Source organism: Nitrosomonas sp. sh817 (genome assembly GCF_030908545.1).
Taxonomy (GTDB): domain Bacteria; phylum Pseudomonadota; class Gammaproteobacteria; order Burkholderiales; family Nitrosomonadaceae; genus Nitrosomonas.
Window position 1 is genome coordinate 324,731 of record NZ_CP133083.1, and the last position, 15,822, is coordinate 340,552.

Genomic DNA, 15,822 nt, shown 5'->3' on the forward strand with positions numbered 1-15,822 from the left:
AATCGCTGCCGGTCTGATGGCAGTTATTTGAGATAGCCATCAGACCGCGCCGGCCATCGTCATGTGCGCAGCATGACCAGCATGGTCAGATAGAAGATGTACGCAGTTACAAAAACAATCCCTTCATTGCGCGATACCATCCGCTCGCTGCGGAATACCGGCAGGCAAGCAACGGCGACGATTGCCGCCAGCGGTAAATCGATCCATAAAATATCATCTTCAACGCCGATTCCGCCAGGGGCGGCCAGCGTAGTCAAACCCAGGATCACCAGAATGTTGTAGATACTGCTGCCGATCAAGTTGCCGACCGCCACGTCCCGGTCATTCCGGTAAGTGGCTACGAGTGTCGTTACCAGTTCCGGCGCGGATGTGCCGATGGCAACGATTGTCAATCCGATGAAAGCATCGGAGACGCCGTAAGTCTTGGCAATGTTCACCGCCCCCGCGACCAGAAAATCCGCACCCAATACCGTTAGCGCCATACCTGTGAACAACAGCAATGACTGTAGAGCATATTGCGGATACCGGTGTGCTTTGGGAATGGGCTTCTCACCGAATTCCTCCGAAAATTCTTTCTTGGTTGCGGCACTTTCCTTGCGGCTTTCTTTGATCAGCAAGATCGTATACAACACCGCGGCAAGCACCAGCAGCGTACCCTCGATCCGAGACAGGACGCCGTCAAGCGACATCAGCATCAAAATGAAAGCCGATCCGATCATCACCGGCACATCGAGTTTGATACTCAGAAGTCGGATTGGCAACGGGCGGATAACCGCACTCAGGCCCAGGATAAACAAAATGTTGAGGATATTGGTGCCAGCGATATTGCCGATCGCCAGCGAACCTTTATCCTCCGCGACCGCCGTGATGCCGACCGCTAGCTCGGGGGTGCTGGTTCCGATCGAAACGATGGTCAAGCCGATAACGATCGGGCTGACACCGAGCATTGCGGCTACCCGGGTAGCGCTGCGCAGCAGCATCTCGGCTCCCAGGACGATGATCACCAAGCCGCCGAGGAAGATGATGACCGGATGTAATTCGATCATTCGCTTTGCTTATCTGCCGCGGGCACCACGAGTACATCCGAAGAAATCCATTGCAAAACCCGGTTAAGGGAATTTCTGAACAGCGTATCGAACAAGCCGGTGCTTTCACTGGAACCCATCACGACCAGATCGATTGCGTGCCGGCGGACATACCAGGTGAGTGAAGTTTCCAATGCTTCATCCACCGGTACGATGCGCCTGATTCGTGACCGGGGGATGCCGCTGCCGGTGACGAACCGCTCACAACGTTCATGAACTGCGGAACCGGCAAGTTTTAATGCTGCGCTTTCCGGCGCGGAACCCATCGCTTTGGGACGCTCGTGTGCGTAGAACACATCCACGGCGGATTGCGGGAACCACTGCGCGGCGGCAAGCAGCGCGGCACTGGAATTCCGGGATAAGTCGGTGGCGGCGACAATATTACGATACGGCCCACGCACACGATTGCGGACGATCAGCAGCGGCTGTTCCAATGTCTGCGACAATTTCTCGACAGTGGATCCTAGCAGAAAACGCCCGAGCGGTTCGTCCCGCGCTACGCCGGTTATCACTAATCCAGCGCCGGTTTGCCTGGCAACGAGGGTGATCGAATCCGCAGGCGCGGTTGAGCGGACCAACCGGATGTCGGCGCGCGATCCCATGTTCGCCAGATCCTGGCTTAACTGATGACGCGCATCGTGTTGCAAATCAAACGATTTATCGCCTGCGGCCCATGCCAGGATTTGATCCGGCGCGCCGGGAATATCGAAGACATTGAGCGCTGTCAGATGCGATTGCCAAGCCTGCGCCAGCTGGATAGACCGGTCGAGCGCGCGGTCGCAGCGCGGGCTTAGATCGGTCGCCAGCAGTAAATGCGCCGGCGGCGGGAAGGACGGCGAGGAGGGCGCATCTTTTTCCGTGCCCGGTTCGCCGGAAATACGGCCGCCGGTTTGCATTCCGCCGAGCGTTGCCAATTCCGGAGAACGCGCATCGACGATTACCAAGAGATCCGTTGGCGCTTCGTCCAACACCCGTTTGGTGACGCTTCCCAGCAATAATTCTTCGGTAACGTGCGTGCCATGCTTGCCCATAACGATCAGATCGCAATCTTGACGTTCGGCTTGATTGAGGATGGCGCGCGTGGCGTCGCCGCACTCCACCTGCGCATGATACTGGTCTTGCGTCAAGCCTGCATTCCGGGCCAGTTCGTGCAGTAAATGCAACGCTTTCTCGCAGGCTCCGTGCCGGTAGCGCTTAATGTCATCTTGGGTGACGCCGGCGTAATTCAATAACCCTTCGAACGGCACGTCGAATGCATGGAACAGCACGATACCGGCATCGGGAGCGATCTCACGGGTTATCCGGAGGGCAAGTTCCGAGGCCGGCGAAAAATCGATCGCCAGTAAAGCTTTCTTGTACGAACCGCGGACGCCGGTTTTCACAATCAATACCGGGCAATGGCATTTGCGCAGCAGATGCGAGGCGGTCGAGCCAATTAGAAGCCGGCGCAATGCGTTATCCCCGCGGGAACCGGCAATGACAAGATCCGCGCTCGTTGAGGCGGCGCAAGCCGGAATCGCCGCAGCGGGCAATCCCTCCTCGACTAGAATTTCCGCAGCCACTCCGCAGTTGCGGGAAGTATCGGAAATAATCGAATGCAATTCATTACGCTGCTTATCGACCAGCTTGCTCGCGACGGCGGCAGCCTGGCTTCCGATAAGATCCTGCAGCGAACCCAAAGCGTTCAGTCCGAGAGCATGCATGACCGTGCAGCGGGCCGAAGTTATCCCGGAAATATCGAAGCCTCGCTCGATGGCTTGCAAGGATGGGGATGACAAATCCGTTGCAACAAAGACATGGTTAATCAGTTTCATTAATAGCGCTCCTTTGCGTATGGAATATATGCAACCGGCTTTTCACAAACGGTCGATTCTGGCGATACGCAGGAAAGTTTTTTCCGCTTCAACGCACAGGAACAATAGTAAGCCCAAGCTGAGTATAGCCGCCCAGGAATGAATATCGAGTGCGACACTTTTGAAAAGATGATGCATCGGTGCTGTGTAGGTAAAGGCGAGTTGCAGCACGATCAGAATGCCGGATACCCGCAGAACCGCCGGGTTGCCGCGTAGCGTTTCCAGTCTGAATGCGTGCGCCGTAAAATGACGGACATTGAATAGATAAAACAGTTCGCACACCACAATCATATTGACTGCGGCGGTGCGTGCCGTTTCGAGGCTGCTGCCGCGCTGCAATTCCCAATTGAAGATGGCGAATGTCGCGGCTACCATCAAAACGATCACAAACAGAATCCGCAACCCGAGCGCTTGCGTGATCAAAGGCTCGCCGGGCGGGCGTGGCGCAAGCGTCATGACACCCCGCTCCGCCGGTTCAAATGCCAGAGCCAATGCCAGCGTGACCGACGTGACCGTGTTTACCCATAGGATCTGACCGGCGGTTACCGGTAGCGGTAAACCAGCAAAGATCGCCAGCAGAATGACACCGGCTTCGCCGCCATTGGTAGGCAGCATGTGCATCAGCGATTTCTTGATATTGTCGTAAACCACGCGGCCTTCGCGGATAGCGCTGGCAATCGTGGCGAAGTTGTCATCCGTCAAAACCAGATCGGATGCTTCGCGGGCGGCATCGGTGCCTTTTTGACCCATGGCGACTTATATGGACGCCTCCCGGTCTGGCAAGAGATATTTCGTGTTTTAGCGATACGAAGAATCGGCTGCAGTCTTATATCCGGCCTTATTGCAGATTGGATTTCTATCTGCGGGCCCTGATGGAATTCGCCAAGAACGCCCTCATCTCCTTGTCGTGCTCAAAGCACTTAACGCCATGCAGGTTCACGTTCTTGCGGTCCGACCTGTTTCGCCATCACACGGGTTTATCTACCTGCGCAACCTATCAGCATTCCACTCCTTTTTAGTGGTTGTTCTTTGTTATGTGGGCTCTTGGCTCACATAACCCTTTTGGTACTCTCGATCGTGCGCCAAAATCGCCCACGCCGTTCGTGCCATCTTGTTAGCCATCGCAACAATGGCCACATTCGTCGGACGCCTATGCAGCAGTGCTTCGCTCCACGCGCCTTTATCTTTGGCGATGAACATGACTGCTCTGGCGCCATGGATCAGCAAAGTTCGTAAATACGTGTCGCCTCTTTTACTGATACCTAACAGCTTGACCTTACCGCCCGTGCCACTTTGCCTTGGAACAAGCCCTACAAAAGCAGCAAACTCCCGTCCAGATTTGAAGCAATTTGCTTCACCCATCGTCGCGACCAAGGCGGTTGCCGTCAGCATTCCCACACCTGGAATCTCAGCAACCTTCCTACAAGCGGCTTGTTGTTTTTGCCAATCTTTGATTCTGCGCTCAATGTGTTGAACATCAGCCTCAATTTCATCAATACGCCTTAACTGCTCCTTAGTAGCTTTGAATAGCATGGTAGGCACGATTTCTTCTAGTTCAATCATGCGTTGTTGTATTTCTGCCACGCCTGCTTGTCGGCCACCTTTCAACGTAACACCAAACTCGTAGAGTAATCCGCGCAGTTGATTCACCTGCATGGTGCGGAACTTGATCAGCGATAATCTCATCCGGTGTAGTGCCAACATCGCTTGTTGATCTTCTGTTTTACCGGCTACCGTCCGCATCCCCGGTTGCCGTACCGCTGTCCAGATTGCCTTAGCATCTGCCGCATCGGTCTTGTTGCCTTGCACAAAAGGCCGGACAAACTTGGCGTGAATTAATCTGACTTCATGCCCCAGTGCCATCAATTTGCGCCGCCACCAGTGGGCACTACCGCACGCTTCAATTGCAATCAATCCAGCTTCACGTTGCGCCAGAAACTCCAGCAGTTCTTGCTTGCCAAACTTGCGGTTGTGTATCTCGCCATTCTCGTGTGTTACCCAGTACAGTTGAAAAGCTCGCTTTGCGATATCCAACCCATATGTCGTAAAATTCATTTCAGCCCCTCCGTCCGTTTGTGGAAAGATTCTATTATCCCCACCTTGGCACGTAGATGCCGTCAGGTCCGCGAGGGGCTCTAACTTAATTCGTATTGCTTACCCCGACTCCCCGTAGGGAGGGAAGCGTCCATACCATCTCCTATGTCAGCCGCCTTCAATGCCGGCGCGTCGTTTACACCGTCTCCGGTCATTGCCACGAGATGGCCTTGCGACTGCAAGGCGGTGATCAGCCGCAGTTTATGCTCCGGTGTGGCGCGGGCAAAGATGTCGGTGGTGAGCGCATGTTCACGTAACGCGCTGTCATCCAGGTTTTCGATCGCATCACCCGTCAGGGTTCGTCCGGAAACCAGGCCGAGCTGGCTGCCGATCGCCGCCGCCGTGATCGCATGATCGCCAGTCACCATCTTGACCCTCACACCCGCCGAGTGGCATTCGGCGACTGCTGCAATCGCTTCTTCCCGGGGCGGATCAATGATGCCCACCAGCCCCAACAGCTCAAAGCGAGGCATGATGTCGCTGACTTCAATGTCTTGCCGGTTCTCTAACCATTGCGCTTGGGCGAGCGCTAACACCCGTTCACCTGCTTGAGCAGCGCGGGTGACGGCGGCTTCCCAGTAATTGCGGTCGATAGCAGCGCCGCCGGATTGCGTTTTACAGAGCGCGAAGACGCGTTCCGGCGCGCCTTTCAAAAACAATAGGTGGCGCCCGCCGTGATCGTGATTCAACGTGACCATGTATTGCCGCTCGGATTCGAACGGGATTGCGTCGATGCGAGGCCACTGCGGCGCAGCGCCGGACGGTTCCATGCCTGCTTTGTGAGCCAGCGTCATCAAGGCGCCTTCCGTCGGATCGCCGGTCAGCATCCAGTTGCCGGCGGCATCATGATGAATTCGGGCGTCGTTGCAAAGCAGCGCGCATCGCGCCAAATCCTCGAATCCGGCAATGGCTGCCGGGTCGATATTGACGCCGTTGATGTGAAAACCGCCGTCAGGCGCATATCCTGCGCCTGACACCGTTATCTCGCAATCGGACAATACCAGCCGGACGGCGGTCATTTCATTCCGGGTCAGCGTACCGGTTTTGTCGGTGCAGATCACCGAAACCGAGCCGAGGGTTTCGACTGCCGGCAGACGTCTGACAATGGTTTTCTTGCGCGCCATGACCCGGGTGCCGATCGCCAGCACGATTGTCACGATGGCCGGCATGCCTTCGGGAATCGCGGCGACTGCCAACCCGACAACTGCGAGAAACAAATCGAACCATGGCAGTTGAGCGATGTAATAACCATACAACAGCGTTACTGCCGCGACTCCCAAAATGAAAGCGGTGATTTGCCGGGCGAACTGATCCAGCCGCCGCGTCAGCGGTGTCACCAAGCTTTTGACATCGCTCACCATCGCACCGATGCGTCCGATTTCCGTAAGCACGCCGGTAGCGACAACGATGCCTTGCGCCTGGCCATAACTTACCAGCGTCCCGGAATAGCACATATTGGTCCGGTCCGCCAGATTGGCTTGCTGAGATACGGCGGCCGATACTTTTTCGACCGGTGCTGATTCGCCCGTGAGAGCGGATTCGATGACTTGCAGATTCCGCGTATGAATCAGGCGCAAGTCAGCGGGAATTTTGTCGCCCGATTCCAGCAACACCAGATCGCCGGGAACCAGTTGTGCCGCATCGATGTGCTGGCGCTCGCCGTCGCGCACGACCGCAGCGCGTGCCGCCAGCATACCGCGGACTGCATCGAGCGCCCGCTCAGCCTTACCTTCCTGGACGAATCCGATGACGGCGTTAATGACGACAACGCAAAAAATGACCAGCGCATCGACCAATCCGCCTAATGCAAGGGTAACCGATCCAGCTAGCAGCAGAACGTAGATCAGCGGATTGTGAAACTGCAAAAGGAATCTAAGCCATGCGGCCCGGCGGACCGGCTCCGGCAGACAGTTCTCGCCGAAATTGCTCAAGCGCTGAGCGGCCTCTTGCGCCGTCAACCCCGATTGCTTGGAAGTTTTCCAGAGAACGGCGACTTCATCGGGCGGCAATGCATGCCATGCCAATCCGTTGAGGTTTTTGCCGGATGATTTCTCATTGTGTTTCGCAGTGTTGTTTTCCATCGTTATGCTGATTCCTCATCGTCGGTACATGGAACCTTAATCAAGGTGCGGGAAACCCAATCTGTATTGCGATTATCGTCCGGCGCGGAATAGCGCTCGCGCATTGGGCGATCAGCGGAGCGAGCGGCCGTACCGGGTATGTTTGCGGCGGCAACAACCGTGGCAGTCGTGTTCAAATCAGGAAACATAAGTGCTTATGTGATGGGAGTGCCGGCTAAAATAAAACGCTATGGTGCAGGGTTTATGCTTGCGGATGATTTCCTGCCAAGATGGAAATACGTGAAAATTTTACTGGCAATCACTGGCAGAGTAAACCTTGGTGTGGCAATGATTCATTTAACCAATTAATTCCGAACGATAATCTCTCATCGCTACAGGGATCGGTGTCATTCTGACAATAAATGCTCATCAAACGGAATTGTAGCTGGCGGACTCAATCAGTTGCTATTGATGTTGCAAAGCTGATATGGCGATTAATCAATGGCTTAACATGATGATATTCAACAAAATCATATTTTTGTGTCTTGCGTAAGCCAGCCGCCGCTCATGCAAAGCTCTTTAGAATTGATTTAATTGATGCTATGTTTCAAAAATAAATAACGATGTAAGGAAATCGCATGGGGCAGGTGACTGAATTGGTGGGACGCGGCTTGGCAAGATTTTTGACCAAACCGGTGCGGCAAAGTGTTCAGGTTGCGACGGTCAATCAGGAGCAACTGACGACAACGCTTCAACCGGGCGACGTGCTGCTGGTTGAGGGCGATACTCGCATCAGTGTTGCCATTAAATATCTGACCCAGTCGACCTGGTCGCATGCCGCGCTGTATGTCGGCGATGTCTTGCCGCACGGCGCACCGTGGGAATTGCCAAAGGTATTGATTGAAGCCGATCTGAAAGAAGGGGTGCGCGCCATCACCTTGGCGCATTATGCGCAAATGCACACACGCATATGCCGTCCGGTCGGGCTGAGCAATGAAGACCGTAAGCGGGTCGTCGATTTTGCGATTTCGCGCATAGGCCACCAATACGATCTAAAGCACATTTTCGACTTGTTGCGCTACCTTTTGCCAACAGCGCCGGTTCCGACCAGATTCCGCAGACGCCTACTCGCGCTTGGCAGCGGCGACCCAACGCGGGCGATTTGTTCAACGCTGATTGCACAAGCGTTCGAATCGGTGCGCTACCCGATACTTCCGGAAATCCGGCGCGCGTGGTCGAAGGATCCCAGGAATTTCGATTGCTACGCGGAAATCTATCACATCCGTCACTATAGTTTGTTTACACCGCGCGACTTCGATATCTCACCGTATTTCGATATCATCAAACCCGTGCTGAAAAACGGCTTCGACTACCGCAAGCTTGCCTGGAGCGATGCGGAGCAAGAAGATGATCCTTGCGGATGCGATTAGCGATGAAAAGAAACGCACCTGTAAGCATTGGTTCACAATTCGTCAGGCATTGCGGAAACGTGAGTGCTTGACGATCAGAATCGTGACGAGCGGTATCACAAAACCGATGACCGTGACGGTAATCAATAAATGCCCGAGTTCGCTGTAATCGGCGGGAATCGTGATCTGACCGGTAGCCGCGTCCTTGACTTCGCGTTTGACTTCGTAGATCTGATTAAGATATTTCGTGCCCAGTTGCGAAGCCGATAATGCCAGATTGGTAAAAGAAGCCATGACTGCAAAGAAAGTGGCTTTGAGTTTATCCGGCGCGGAGTTGGCGATCCATGCCAGCATCGGAATCATCGCGATTTGTCCCAGCGGCGATTCCAAGGCTGTATCAATCAGCACGATAAACCGGGCGTCGACCATGCCGCCTGTCATCGCCGCAGTCCATTCGTGCAATCCGAAATACATGCCGATGATCGGAAATGACAGAAAAGTGCCGACAACGGTCAGAAAGCCGATGATGTAAGCGATCGAACGTTCTGCCATGAAGCGGCGGAAAATGAACATGCCGAACAAAGTCAGTGTTGCGCCGACCAGCGACAAGACGGCGAGAAATTGTTGATCGAATCCCAGTTCGTCGATCATCCACCAGGTAGAACCGGCGCCGGGACCGGGGATGGCGCGGAAAATAAAAATCATGACTGCGGTGCCGACCAGCACGTTGCGGGCTTCGGGTTCCAGTTCCCCGGTCAGGCGCCACATCAGAAACAGGATAATTGTTAAGGAAATGACAAAAATGATTTCCTCGCCGGCAGGTATCCGGCTCAAACCGACGCTCAGCGATATGATGGTAAACGCCAGCCCGCCGCCGAGAATCCACCAATTAACCGGCGGTGATTCGGAGTGAACGCTGAGCAGTTTATCAACTTCTTGCCGGCTGTGGCCTTGCGCCAGAAAGCGTTTACGCTCGCGCCGTTGCAGCCAGGATGCGAACACCACGCCCAGAATCGAAATCAGCGGGATGATCAGCGCCAATTCGTAAACCAGTAAATACACCGCTTCTTTTTCGGCTTCCGGCAACGCTCCTGCGTCGCGCAGCAAAAAAACATTGGCAACCGATACCAGCACGCCGCCGCCGATGATAGCAACGCGCCCGAGGGTTTGCATGGTGACATGCATCAGTTTGCGTTTTTCCAAATCCAGCTTATTGCCATTTTCATCAATGCGCGGCACCGCTTCGACGGTCATGGCATCGGCGACGACATCCTGTAATACATAGCCGATAGGCGCCAGCAGCGCGGAGGTGACATACCAGGTTTCGACGGAGGAGATGGCGATCATGGCTTCGGTGTGTCCCAGCAGACCAATCATGATTAACAGACTCAGCATGATCAAGCTGGCGCCGAGATACACCAGCAAGCCTTTCCATCGCCAGATCAAATCGACCAGATGCCCCATCGGCATTTTGAGCGCCCAAGGCAGCATCATCCAGAATCCGAGCATGGCCAGAAACTCGGCGGATAACCCCAGTTTCTCCTTGACATAGAAGGTGCCGACGATGCCGGTCAAACCGGAAATGCCTGCGGCGACATACACCATCAAAGGTGGTAGATAAGACAGTCGCATTTCACGGCCAAGCGCCAGAATATTGGCGCTGAACCATTGCGCGATGACGGACAGGAAACCGGTTGCCGGTAGTAGATTTTTCATAGCGTTGTGAGATTTCTTGTTTTGATTTTATGGATAGCGTTATTTTTGCCTAGGCCGGACACCCACTTTGACCGGGATGGATTTTTCCTGTTTGTTGCGGATAACCGTCACCGTGACATTCTCACCGGGTGCCAGAGCGGCAACGATCTTGAGTAGCTCCGATGCGTTATTCACCGGTTTTCCTTCGACTGCGATCAGGATATCGCCGGCTTTGATGCCGGCATTATCCGCCGGGCCGTCTTTGAGGACGCTGGCGATTAACGATCCGGCCGGCTGTGTTAGACCGAAAGACTCCGCCAGTTCCGGCGTCATGTCTTGCATACTCACGCCCAGCCAGCCGCGCGTGACGCTACCGGATTGTATGATTTGTTCCATGATCTGCTTGGCGTTGTGGACCGGGATCGCAAAGCCGATACCCAGGGATCCGCCGCTGCGGGAATAGATGGCGGTGTTGATGCCGATCAGGTTGCCCGATGTATCGGTCAGCGCGCCGCCGGAATTACCCGGATTGATGGCGGCATCGGTTTGGATAAAGTCTTCAAACGTGTTGATGCCGACCCGGCTTCTGCTTAAGGCGCTGACAATGCCCATGGTAACGCTCTGGCCGACACCGAATGGATTGCCGACGGCCAGTACCACGTCTCCCACTTTGACCTGCTGCGATTGTCCGAATGTGATTGCCGGGAGATCCTTTAAATCGGTTTTAAGGACTGCCAGATCGGTTTCCGGGTCCGAACCGATTAATTTTGCTTTGGCTTTGCGGCCGTCGAACAACGCGATTTCGACTTCGTCGGAAGCTTCGATTACGTGGTGATTGGTCAGAATATAGCCATTGCCGCTGACGATGACGCCGGATCCCAGACTGGATGTGCGGCGTGTCCGTGATTCGAATTGATCGCCAAAGAACCGGCGGAACAATGGATCGTTCAACAAGGGATGAGCCGGCTCTTTAATTTCCTTACTGGTAAAAATATTGACGACTGACGGTATGGCGGCTTCTGCAGCATTGGAGTAGCTATCCGGTCTCGGCGTTTCCACGGCGGGCGCCGTTTCCGTTATTGTCACGATTTCTCCGCGCGGCCTCCATGACAGCAAATCTGGCCGTAATGTTGATACAACAAAAAAAATAGCCAGAAAAATTGTTGCTGTTTGTGCAAAAATTAACCAAAGTCTGTACATCAGTGTGGTTACTCCAAAATTAATTTACTGCAAAGTAGTATATGCGCCAAGGAGAGCGTCAATGCATCGGGATGAACTGGAAAATCATTTGAATCAGTTGCTGGATATTTCCCGCTTTCATGATTATTGCCCAAATGGCTTGCAAGTGGAAGGGCGCGGCGAAATTCAAACGATCATCAGCGGTGTAACGGCTTCGTTGGATCTTCTGCAAGCCGCAATTGCAGCCAAAGCGGATGCGATTCTGGTGCATCACGGCTATTTCTGGCGTGGCGAAGACATGCGCATTACCGGTATCAAAAGCCGCCGTATCGCGTTGTTGCTGAATCAGCAAATCAATTTATTCGCCTATCATCTGCCGCTGGATGCGCATCCTCATTTAGGCAATAACGCGTTGTTGGGAAAAAAGCTGGGCTTGATCGAAACCGGCCGTTTCGGCGAACAGGAAATCGGAATTATCGGAGAATTACCGCAAGCTGTTACGCTGAATACATTCAGCCATAAAATTTCTCGGACTTTATTGCGCAAACCGATGATTATCGGCGATCCGGATAAACCGGTACGGCAGATTGCCTGGTGCACCGGGGCTGCGCAAGACTATTTCGAATTGGCTATTCAGCAGGGAATCGATGCTTATTTGACCGGTGAAATTTCCGAGCGGCATGTGCACCTTGCGCGTGAATCCGGCGTCGCATTCATTGTCGCTGGCCATCACGCAACCGAGCGCTACGGTGTGCAGGCGGTGGGTGATCATATCGCGCAAAAATTCGGTATCCGCCATCAGTTTATCGATATCGAGAATCCGGTGTAATCTAAGGAAATGCTGATTAATTCAACGAATGAGATGAAGCACGAGGCGCACGGAACGCAGCAGCCGAGATATATCAACAAGATAGGCGAGGATGTGAGACCGCGTAACGAAGTGATTCGCTCGTGCAGTCAATTAATCAGCTTTTCCTTAATGGATGGCGGGGAATATTTGCGTCAAGTGCTGTGTTGGCGGGTTTGAGCGTTGCGAATTATACGTTGTGATCATCATCCTTTTTCTTTTTTTTACCGGAGAACATGGTCCACCAGATGATGAAAAGAAAAAGACCTAATGCCATTGCTGCTTCGACGATGAGTAACCACATTTTTTAACTTTGTTATCAAAATTCATAAGTTTTCTACTTTAACCAAAATCCGATGAAAAACCAATTAAGTTTTATTATTTTGCTGTGTTCGTTGTTGACCGGTTGCGCGACTGAGTCCGTGAGTCCTGTGGTGGAACCCGGTAAACCGGCGGAAGTGGTGACGCCCGCGCTGCCGCCTGATAAGCCGTTTACCAAATCCATTCAAAAGAAAGTGGCTTGGTCCGCGCTGACCGGCTGGCGGGATGACGATCTGCTGCCTGCTTGGCAAGCTTTTCAGAAAAGCTGTCTGGCTTTGAGTAAGCAACCGGTATGGAAAGCGTCATGCCAACAGGCATCGTTGCTTAAGCAACCCGATAACGCAGCGGTGAGGAAATTTTTTGAAACCCATTTTATGCCTTATCAAATTATCAATACCGATAACACTCAGGAGGGATTGGTAACCGGATATTACGAACCCTTGCTCAAAGGCAGCCGCAAACCTTCCAGCCGTTATCGCTTTCCTATTTATGCCGCACCTGATGATCTGCTGACGATCGACTTGGGCGCCGCCTATCCGGAGTTGAAGGATTTACGCTTGCGTGGCCGTTTGGATGGACGCAAGGTAGTACCGTTCCATTCCCGCGCCGACATCATGAATAACCCGAAGCTGCTGGATGGTTACGAATTGTTGTGGGTGGAGGACGAAGTTGAGTTATTTTTTCTGCATGTGCAAGGCTCAGGCCGAATCGTATTCGATAATGGCGAAGTCATGAAAGTCGGCTTTGCCGATCAGAATGGTTATCCTTACAATTCAATCGGCAAGCTGTTGGTGGAACGGGGTGAATTGCCGCTCGAGAAAGCCTCCATGCAAGGTATTAAACAGTGGGGGCAGCAAAATCCGAAAAAACTGCCGGAGCTGTTGCAGCAAAATGCGCGTTATGTATTTTTCCGTGAGCTGCCATCCGATTTGTCGGGGCCGATTGGCGCGCTGGGCGTGCCATTGACTGCTGGCCGCAGTATCGCGATTGATCCGCTATCCATTCCGCAAGGGGCGCCGGTATTTTTGTCGACGACCTGGCCAAATACTAACAAACCGCTCAATCGCCTCATGGTCGCTCAGGACGTGGGGGGTGCGATTAAAGGCGGGGTGCGTGCGGATTTTTTCTGGGGTTTCGGGCATGAAGCCGGTATTCAGGCAGGCAAAATGAAGCAATCGGGAAAAATGTGGGTGTTGCTGCCGCGTGACTATCAGCTTCCCCTGGTGTCGCGGCAATAAAAAAGGCTTGCTGATTTTTTCATCAAGCCATTAAGTTTTTGTTTTTATGATTATTTGCTTTTAGCGGCGCTATCCAGTTTTTCTTCGATCGCCGCTGCCGGGATCATACCGCCGACAATCGAACCATCTGCGAAAATGAGGGTCGGCGTGCCGGATACTTTATTTTCGCGACCTGACTGGACCAAGGTTTCCAGCGGTGTTTCACAATCTTTCGACGATGGTGCGACGCTTTTTAACATGAAATCTTCCCACGCTTTGAGTTGATTACTGGAACACCAGATTTTTGCTGATAACTCCATCGAACCTCGCAGCACCGGGTACAGCAAGTTATAGACGGTCACATTGTTAATGTTCAGCAATTCTTTTTCCAATTGCTTGCAATAGGGGCAATTGGGGTCGGTATAGACTGCTAATTTCCGGCTGCCGTCGCCTTTGACTGCTTTGATCGCGTATTGCAGCGGTAAGCTGTCGAATGGAACGCGGCGAGCGGCTTTGATTTCCTGGATGCGTTCATTCGTCATGCTGACTCGGGTTTTAGTATCAATTACGTGACCAAAGAAAAAGTAGTCGGCTTTATCGTCGGTATAGAAAACTTCATCGCCTACCACGACTTCGTACAAGCCCATGAAAGGAGTTTTCTTGATGCTGTCTATTTTTTGACCGGCAAAATGCGGTTCAATCGCTTTTCTCAAAGCTTCTTCATCGGCACAAGCGATTGTCGAAAAAGCACCTAAAATCAGTAAAGAAATGAAAAGCCTTAAGCGTGTTGCCATAATAACTCCAGTTACAAAATAATGATTAGTTCAGGGCGTGTTGCATCAGTCGATTTTTAATCAGTGGCAGCCGGTCGGTGATCTCGAGTCCAAGATTGCGCAGGCGCGCTATGGTCGGATTGGCATTGTTAAACAGCTTTTGTAAACCATCGGTTACTAACTCCAATGCCAGAATATCTTCTTTTCGTGCCAGTTCGTAACGCCGCAGCAACATCGAATTTCCACAATCCGTATGGTTGTGTGCTTTGAGTATCGCTGTTAATTCCCGGGTGTCACGTAGACCTAAGTTGACGCCTTGCCCGGCTAGAGGATGGATGCCGTGGGCAGCATCGCCGATCAGCACTAAACGCGGCTTGGTTAATTTCTCCACGTGTACAAAATTCAATGGAAATCCGGTCGGGGGTGTTATCAGTTGCAGCTTTCCCAGTGCATGCGAGGATGCTTCTTCTACCCGGCGGCACAGTTCTTCCGCCGGCAGGTGAGTCAGAAAACCGGCATGATCTTCGCCGGTTGACCAAACCATCGATACCCGCTTATCGGGAAGCGGCAGCAAGGCGAGTATTCCATCCCGGCGAAACCACTGATGCGCGATTTGGCGATGCGCCCGTTCGGTGCTGAAATTGGCTACCACGCCGATTTGATGATAGGTATGCTTCTTAACATCAATTCCAGCTTGTTGACGTACCCATGAGTTCACACCATCCGCTCCAACCAACAGTGCCGCTTCCAGCAGGCGGCCATCTTCCAGTTGAACTTCGACGTGCGATTCCAGCCATCTGATTGCGGCGCATTTTGCAGGACAAAATATCTGAATATTGTTGTTAGCGGCTTGGAGCACTTTCCATACCGCTGACTGCAATTGACGGTTTTCAATAATGAAGGCCAATTCCGGCACGCCGATCTCATAGGCGCTGAAATTAATGCGGGCTGTATTATCGTCACCGAAAACCGACATTTCATAAACAGGGGCAATGTGTTCGGCATCCATGAGCGGCCATGCGCCCAGCGAGCGCAAAAAAGCCGCGCTGCCCGGACTGATTGCGTAAACCCGGCTATCCCAGCTGTCATCCTGGGGCGGCGGCATGGTCAGGTGCGGTTCAATTACAGCAATTTTGAGGCCGCAATCCTTTAACGCTGCCGCCAATCCGGCTCCAACCAGCCCGCCGCCGATGATTATCAGATCGAATTTCATGAGCTGGATTATACAACTGCTTTAGCGTTGAAGGTTCAAAACAAACGATAACTCCGATTGGTTACGTATGCTTTAC

Annotated in this window: 13 protein-coding genes; 4 read left to right on the plus strand and 9 right to left on the minus strand. The window is 53.0% G+C overall.

Going from position 1 to position 15,822, the window contains the following annotated elements; all coding sequences use genetic code 11:
* Positions 1 to 59 precede the first annotated feature (59 nt).
* From RBH92_RS01630 to RBH92_RS01650, 5 genes are all read right to left on the minus strand, one after another.
* A complete protein-coding gene (locus RBH92_RS01630) occupies positions 60 to 1,046 on the minus strand; it encodes a calcium/sodium antiporter (protein WP_307932979.1) in 987 nt (328 codons plus the stop codon).
* On the minus strand, positions 1,043 to 2,899 hold the full coding sequence (locus RBH92_RS01635) for a universal stress protein (RefSeq protein ID WP_307932980.1): 1,857 nt from the start codon (positions 2,897 to 2,899) through the stop codon (positions 1,043 to 1,045). The genes RBH92_RS01630 and RBH92_RS01635 overlap by 4 nt, the downstream gene beginning before the upstream one ends.
* Positions 2,900 to 2,941: 42 nt before the next feature.
* Positions 2,942 to 3,688, minus strand: coding sequence for a cation transporting ATPase C-terminal domain-containing protein (locus RBH92_RS01640; RefSeq protein WP_307932981.1), 747 nt, complete (start codon positions 3,686 to 3,688; stop codon positions 2,942 to 2,944).
* A 282-nt stretch (positions 3,689 to 3,970) separates the two neighbouring features.
* Positions 3,971 to 4,993 carry an IS110 family RNA-guided transposase gene (locus RBH92_RS01645; RefSeq protein WP_074722071.1) on the minus strand — a complete coding sequence of 341 codons (1,023 nt, stop codon included), beginning with the start codon at positions 4,991 to 4,993 and terminating at the stop codon, positions 3,971 to 3,973.
* Between the two features lie 80 nt (positions 4,994 to 5,073).
* Complete coding sequence (locus tag RBH92_RS01650) at positions 5,074 to 7,113, minus strand: cation-translocating P-type ATPase (protein WP_307932982.1); 2,040 nt, start codon at positions 7,111 to 7,113, stop codon at positions 5,074 to 5,076.
* Positions 7,114 to 7,251: 138 nt separating this feature from the next.
* On the opposite strand from RBH92_RS01650, the gene RBH92_RS01655 reads away from it, so the two are divergent.
* Together RBH92_RS01655 and RBH92_RS01660 are read left to right on the plus strand one after the other, a co-directional pair.
* On the plus strand, positions 7,252 to 7,461 hold the full coding sequence (locus RBH92_RS01655; protein ID WP_307932983.1) for a hypothetical protein: 210 nt from the start codon (positions 7,252 to 7,254) through the stop codon (positions 7,459 to 7,461).
* 269 nt (positions 7,462 to 7,730) lie between these two features.
* Positions 7,731 to 8,522: a YiiX/YebB-like N1pC/P60 family cysteine hydrolase gene (locus RBH92_RS01660; protein WP_292924088.1), complete on the plus strand. Its 792-nt coding sequence runs from the start codon at positions 7,731 to 7,733 to the stop codon at positions 8,520 to 8,522.
* Between the two features lie 42 nt (positions 8,523 to 8,564).
* Here RBH92_RS01660 and RBH92_RS01665 read toward each other — a convergent pair whose 3' ends face one another.
* Together RBH92_RS01665 and RBH92_RS01670 are read right to left on the minus strand one after the other, a co-directional pair.
* Positions 8,565 to 10,217 carry an MFS transporter gene (locus RBH92_RS01665; RefSeq protein WP_307932984.1) on the minus strand — a complete coding sequence of 551 codons (1,653 nt, stop codon included), beginning with the start codon at positions 10,215 to 10,217 and terminating at the stop codon, positions 8,565 to 8,567.
* A 39-nt stretch (positions 10,218 to 10,256) separates the two neighbouring features.
* Positions 10,257 to 11,396: a Do family serine endopeptidase gene (locus RBH92_RS01670; RefSeq protein WP_307932985.1), complete on the minus strand. Its 1,140-nt coding sequence runs from the start codon at positions 11,394 to 11,396 to the stop codon at positions 10,257 to 10,259.
* A 61-nt stretch (positions 11,397 to 11,457) separates the two neighbouring features.
* On the opposite strand from RBH92_RS01670, the gene RBH92_RS01675 reads away from it, so the two are divergent.
* Together RBH92_RS01675 and mltA are read left to right on the plus strand one after the other, a co-directional pair.
* On the plus strand, positions 11,458 to 12,204 hold the full coding sequence (locus RBH92_RS01675; protein ID WP_307932986.1) for a Nif3-like dinuclear metal center hexameric protein: 747 nt from the start codon (positions 11,458 to 11,460) through the stop codon (positions 12,202 to 12,204).
* 374 nt (positions 12,205 to 12,578) lie between these two features.
* Entirely contained in the window at positions 12,579 to 13,781 is a 1,203-nt protein-coding gene (gene mltA, locus RBH92_RS01680; protein WP_307932987.1) for a murein transglycosylase A, read from the plus strand.
* A 50-nt stretch (positions 13,782 to 13,831) separates the two neighbouring features.
* On the opposite strand, the gene RBH92_RS01685 is transcribed toward mltA, so the two are convergent.
* Entirely contained in the window at positions 13,832 to 14,554 is a 723-nt protein-coding gene (locus RBH92_RS01685; protein WP_307932988.1) for a DsbC family protein, read from the minus strand.
* A 25-nt stretch (positions 14,555 to 14,579) separates the two neighbouring features.
* On the minus strand, positions 14,580 to 15,746 hold the full coding sequence (locus tag RBH92_RS01690; protein WP_307932989.1) for a UbiH/UbiF family hydroxylase: 1,167 nt from the start codon (positions 15,744 to 15,746) through the stop codon (positions 14,580 to 14,582).
* Positions 15,747 to 15,822: the final 76 nt, after the last annotated feature.

Bases quoted from the DNA above. Each gene is read 5' to 3' on its own strand.
- RBH92_RS01685 (WP_307932988.1), bottom strand. From the start codon at position 14,554: ATGGCAACACGCTTAAGGCTTTTCATTTCTTTACTGATTTTAGGTGCT.
- RBH92_RS01655 (WP_307932983.1), top strand. From the start codon at position 7,252: ATGTTTGCGGCGGCAACAACCGTGGCAGTCGTGTTCAAATCAGGAAAC.
- RBH92_RS01660 (WP_292924088.1), top strand. From the start codon at position 7,731: ATGGGGCAGGTGACTGAATTGGTGGGACGCGGCTTGGCAAGATTTTTG.
- RBH92_RS01690 (WP_307932989.1), bottom strand. From the start codon at position 15,746: ATGAAATTCGATCTGATAATCATCGGCGGCGGGCTGGTTGGAGCCGGA.
- RBH92_RS01665 (WP_307932984.1), bottom strand. From the start codon at position 10,217: ATGAAAAATCTACTACCGGCAACCGGTTTCCTGTCCGTCATCGCGCAA.
- RBH92_RS01675 (WP_307932986.1), top strand. From the start codon at position 11,458: ATGCATCGGGATGAACTGGAAAATCATTTGAATCAGTTGCTGGATATT.
- RBH92_RS01630 (WP_307932979.1), bottom strand. From the start codon at position 1,046: ATGATCGAATTACATCCGGTCATCATCTTCCTCGGCGGCTTGGTGATC.
- RBH92_RS01640 (WP_307932981.1), bottom strand. From the start codon at position 3,688: ATGGGTCAAAAAGGCACCGATGCCGCCCGCGAAGCATCCGATCTGGTT.
- RBH92_RS01635 (WP_307932980.1), bottom strand. From the start codon at position 2,899: ATGAAACTGATTAACCATGTCTTTGTTGCAACGGATTTGTCATCCCCA.
- RBH92_RS01650 (WP_307932982.1), bottom strand. From the start codon at position 7,113: ATGGAAAACAACACTGCGAAACACAATGAGAAATCATCCGGCAAAAAC.
- mltA (WP_307932987.1), top strand. From the start codon at position 12,579: ATGAAAAACCAATTAAGTTTTATTATTTTGCTGTGTTCGTTGTTGACC.
- RBH92_RS01670 (WP_307932985.1), bottom strand. From the start codon at position 11,396: ATGTACAGACTTTGGTTAATTTTTGCACAAACAGCAACAATTTTTCTG.
- RBH92_RS01645 (WP_074722071.1), bottom strand. From the start codon at position 4,993: ATGAATTTTACGACATATGGGTTGGATATCGCAAAGCGAGCTTTTCAA.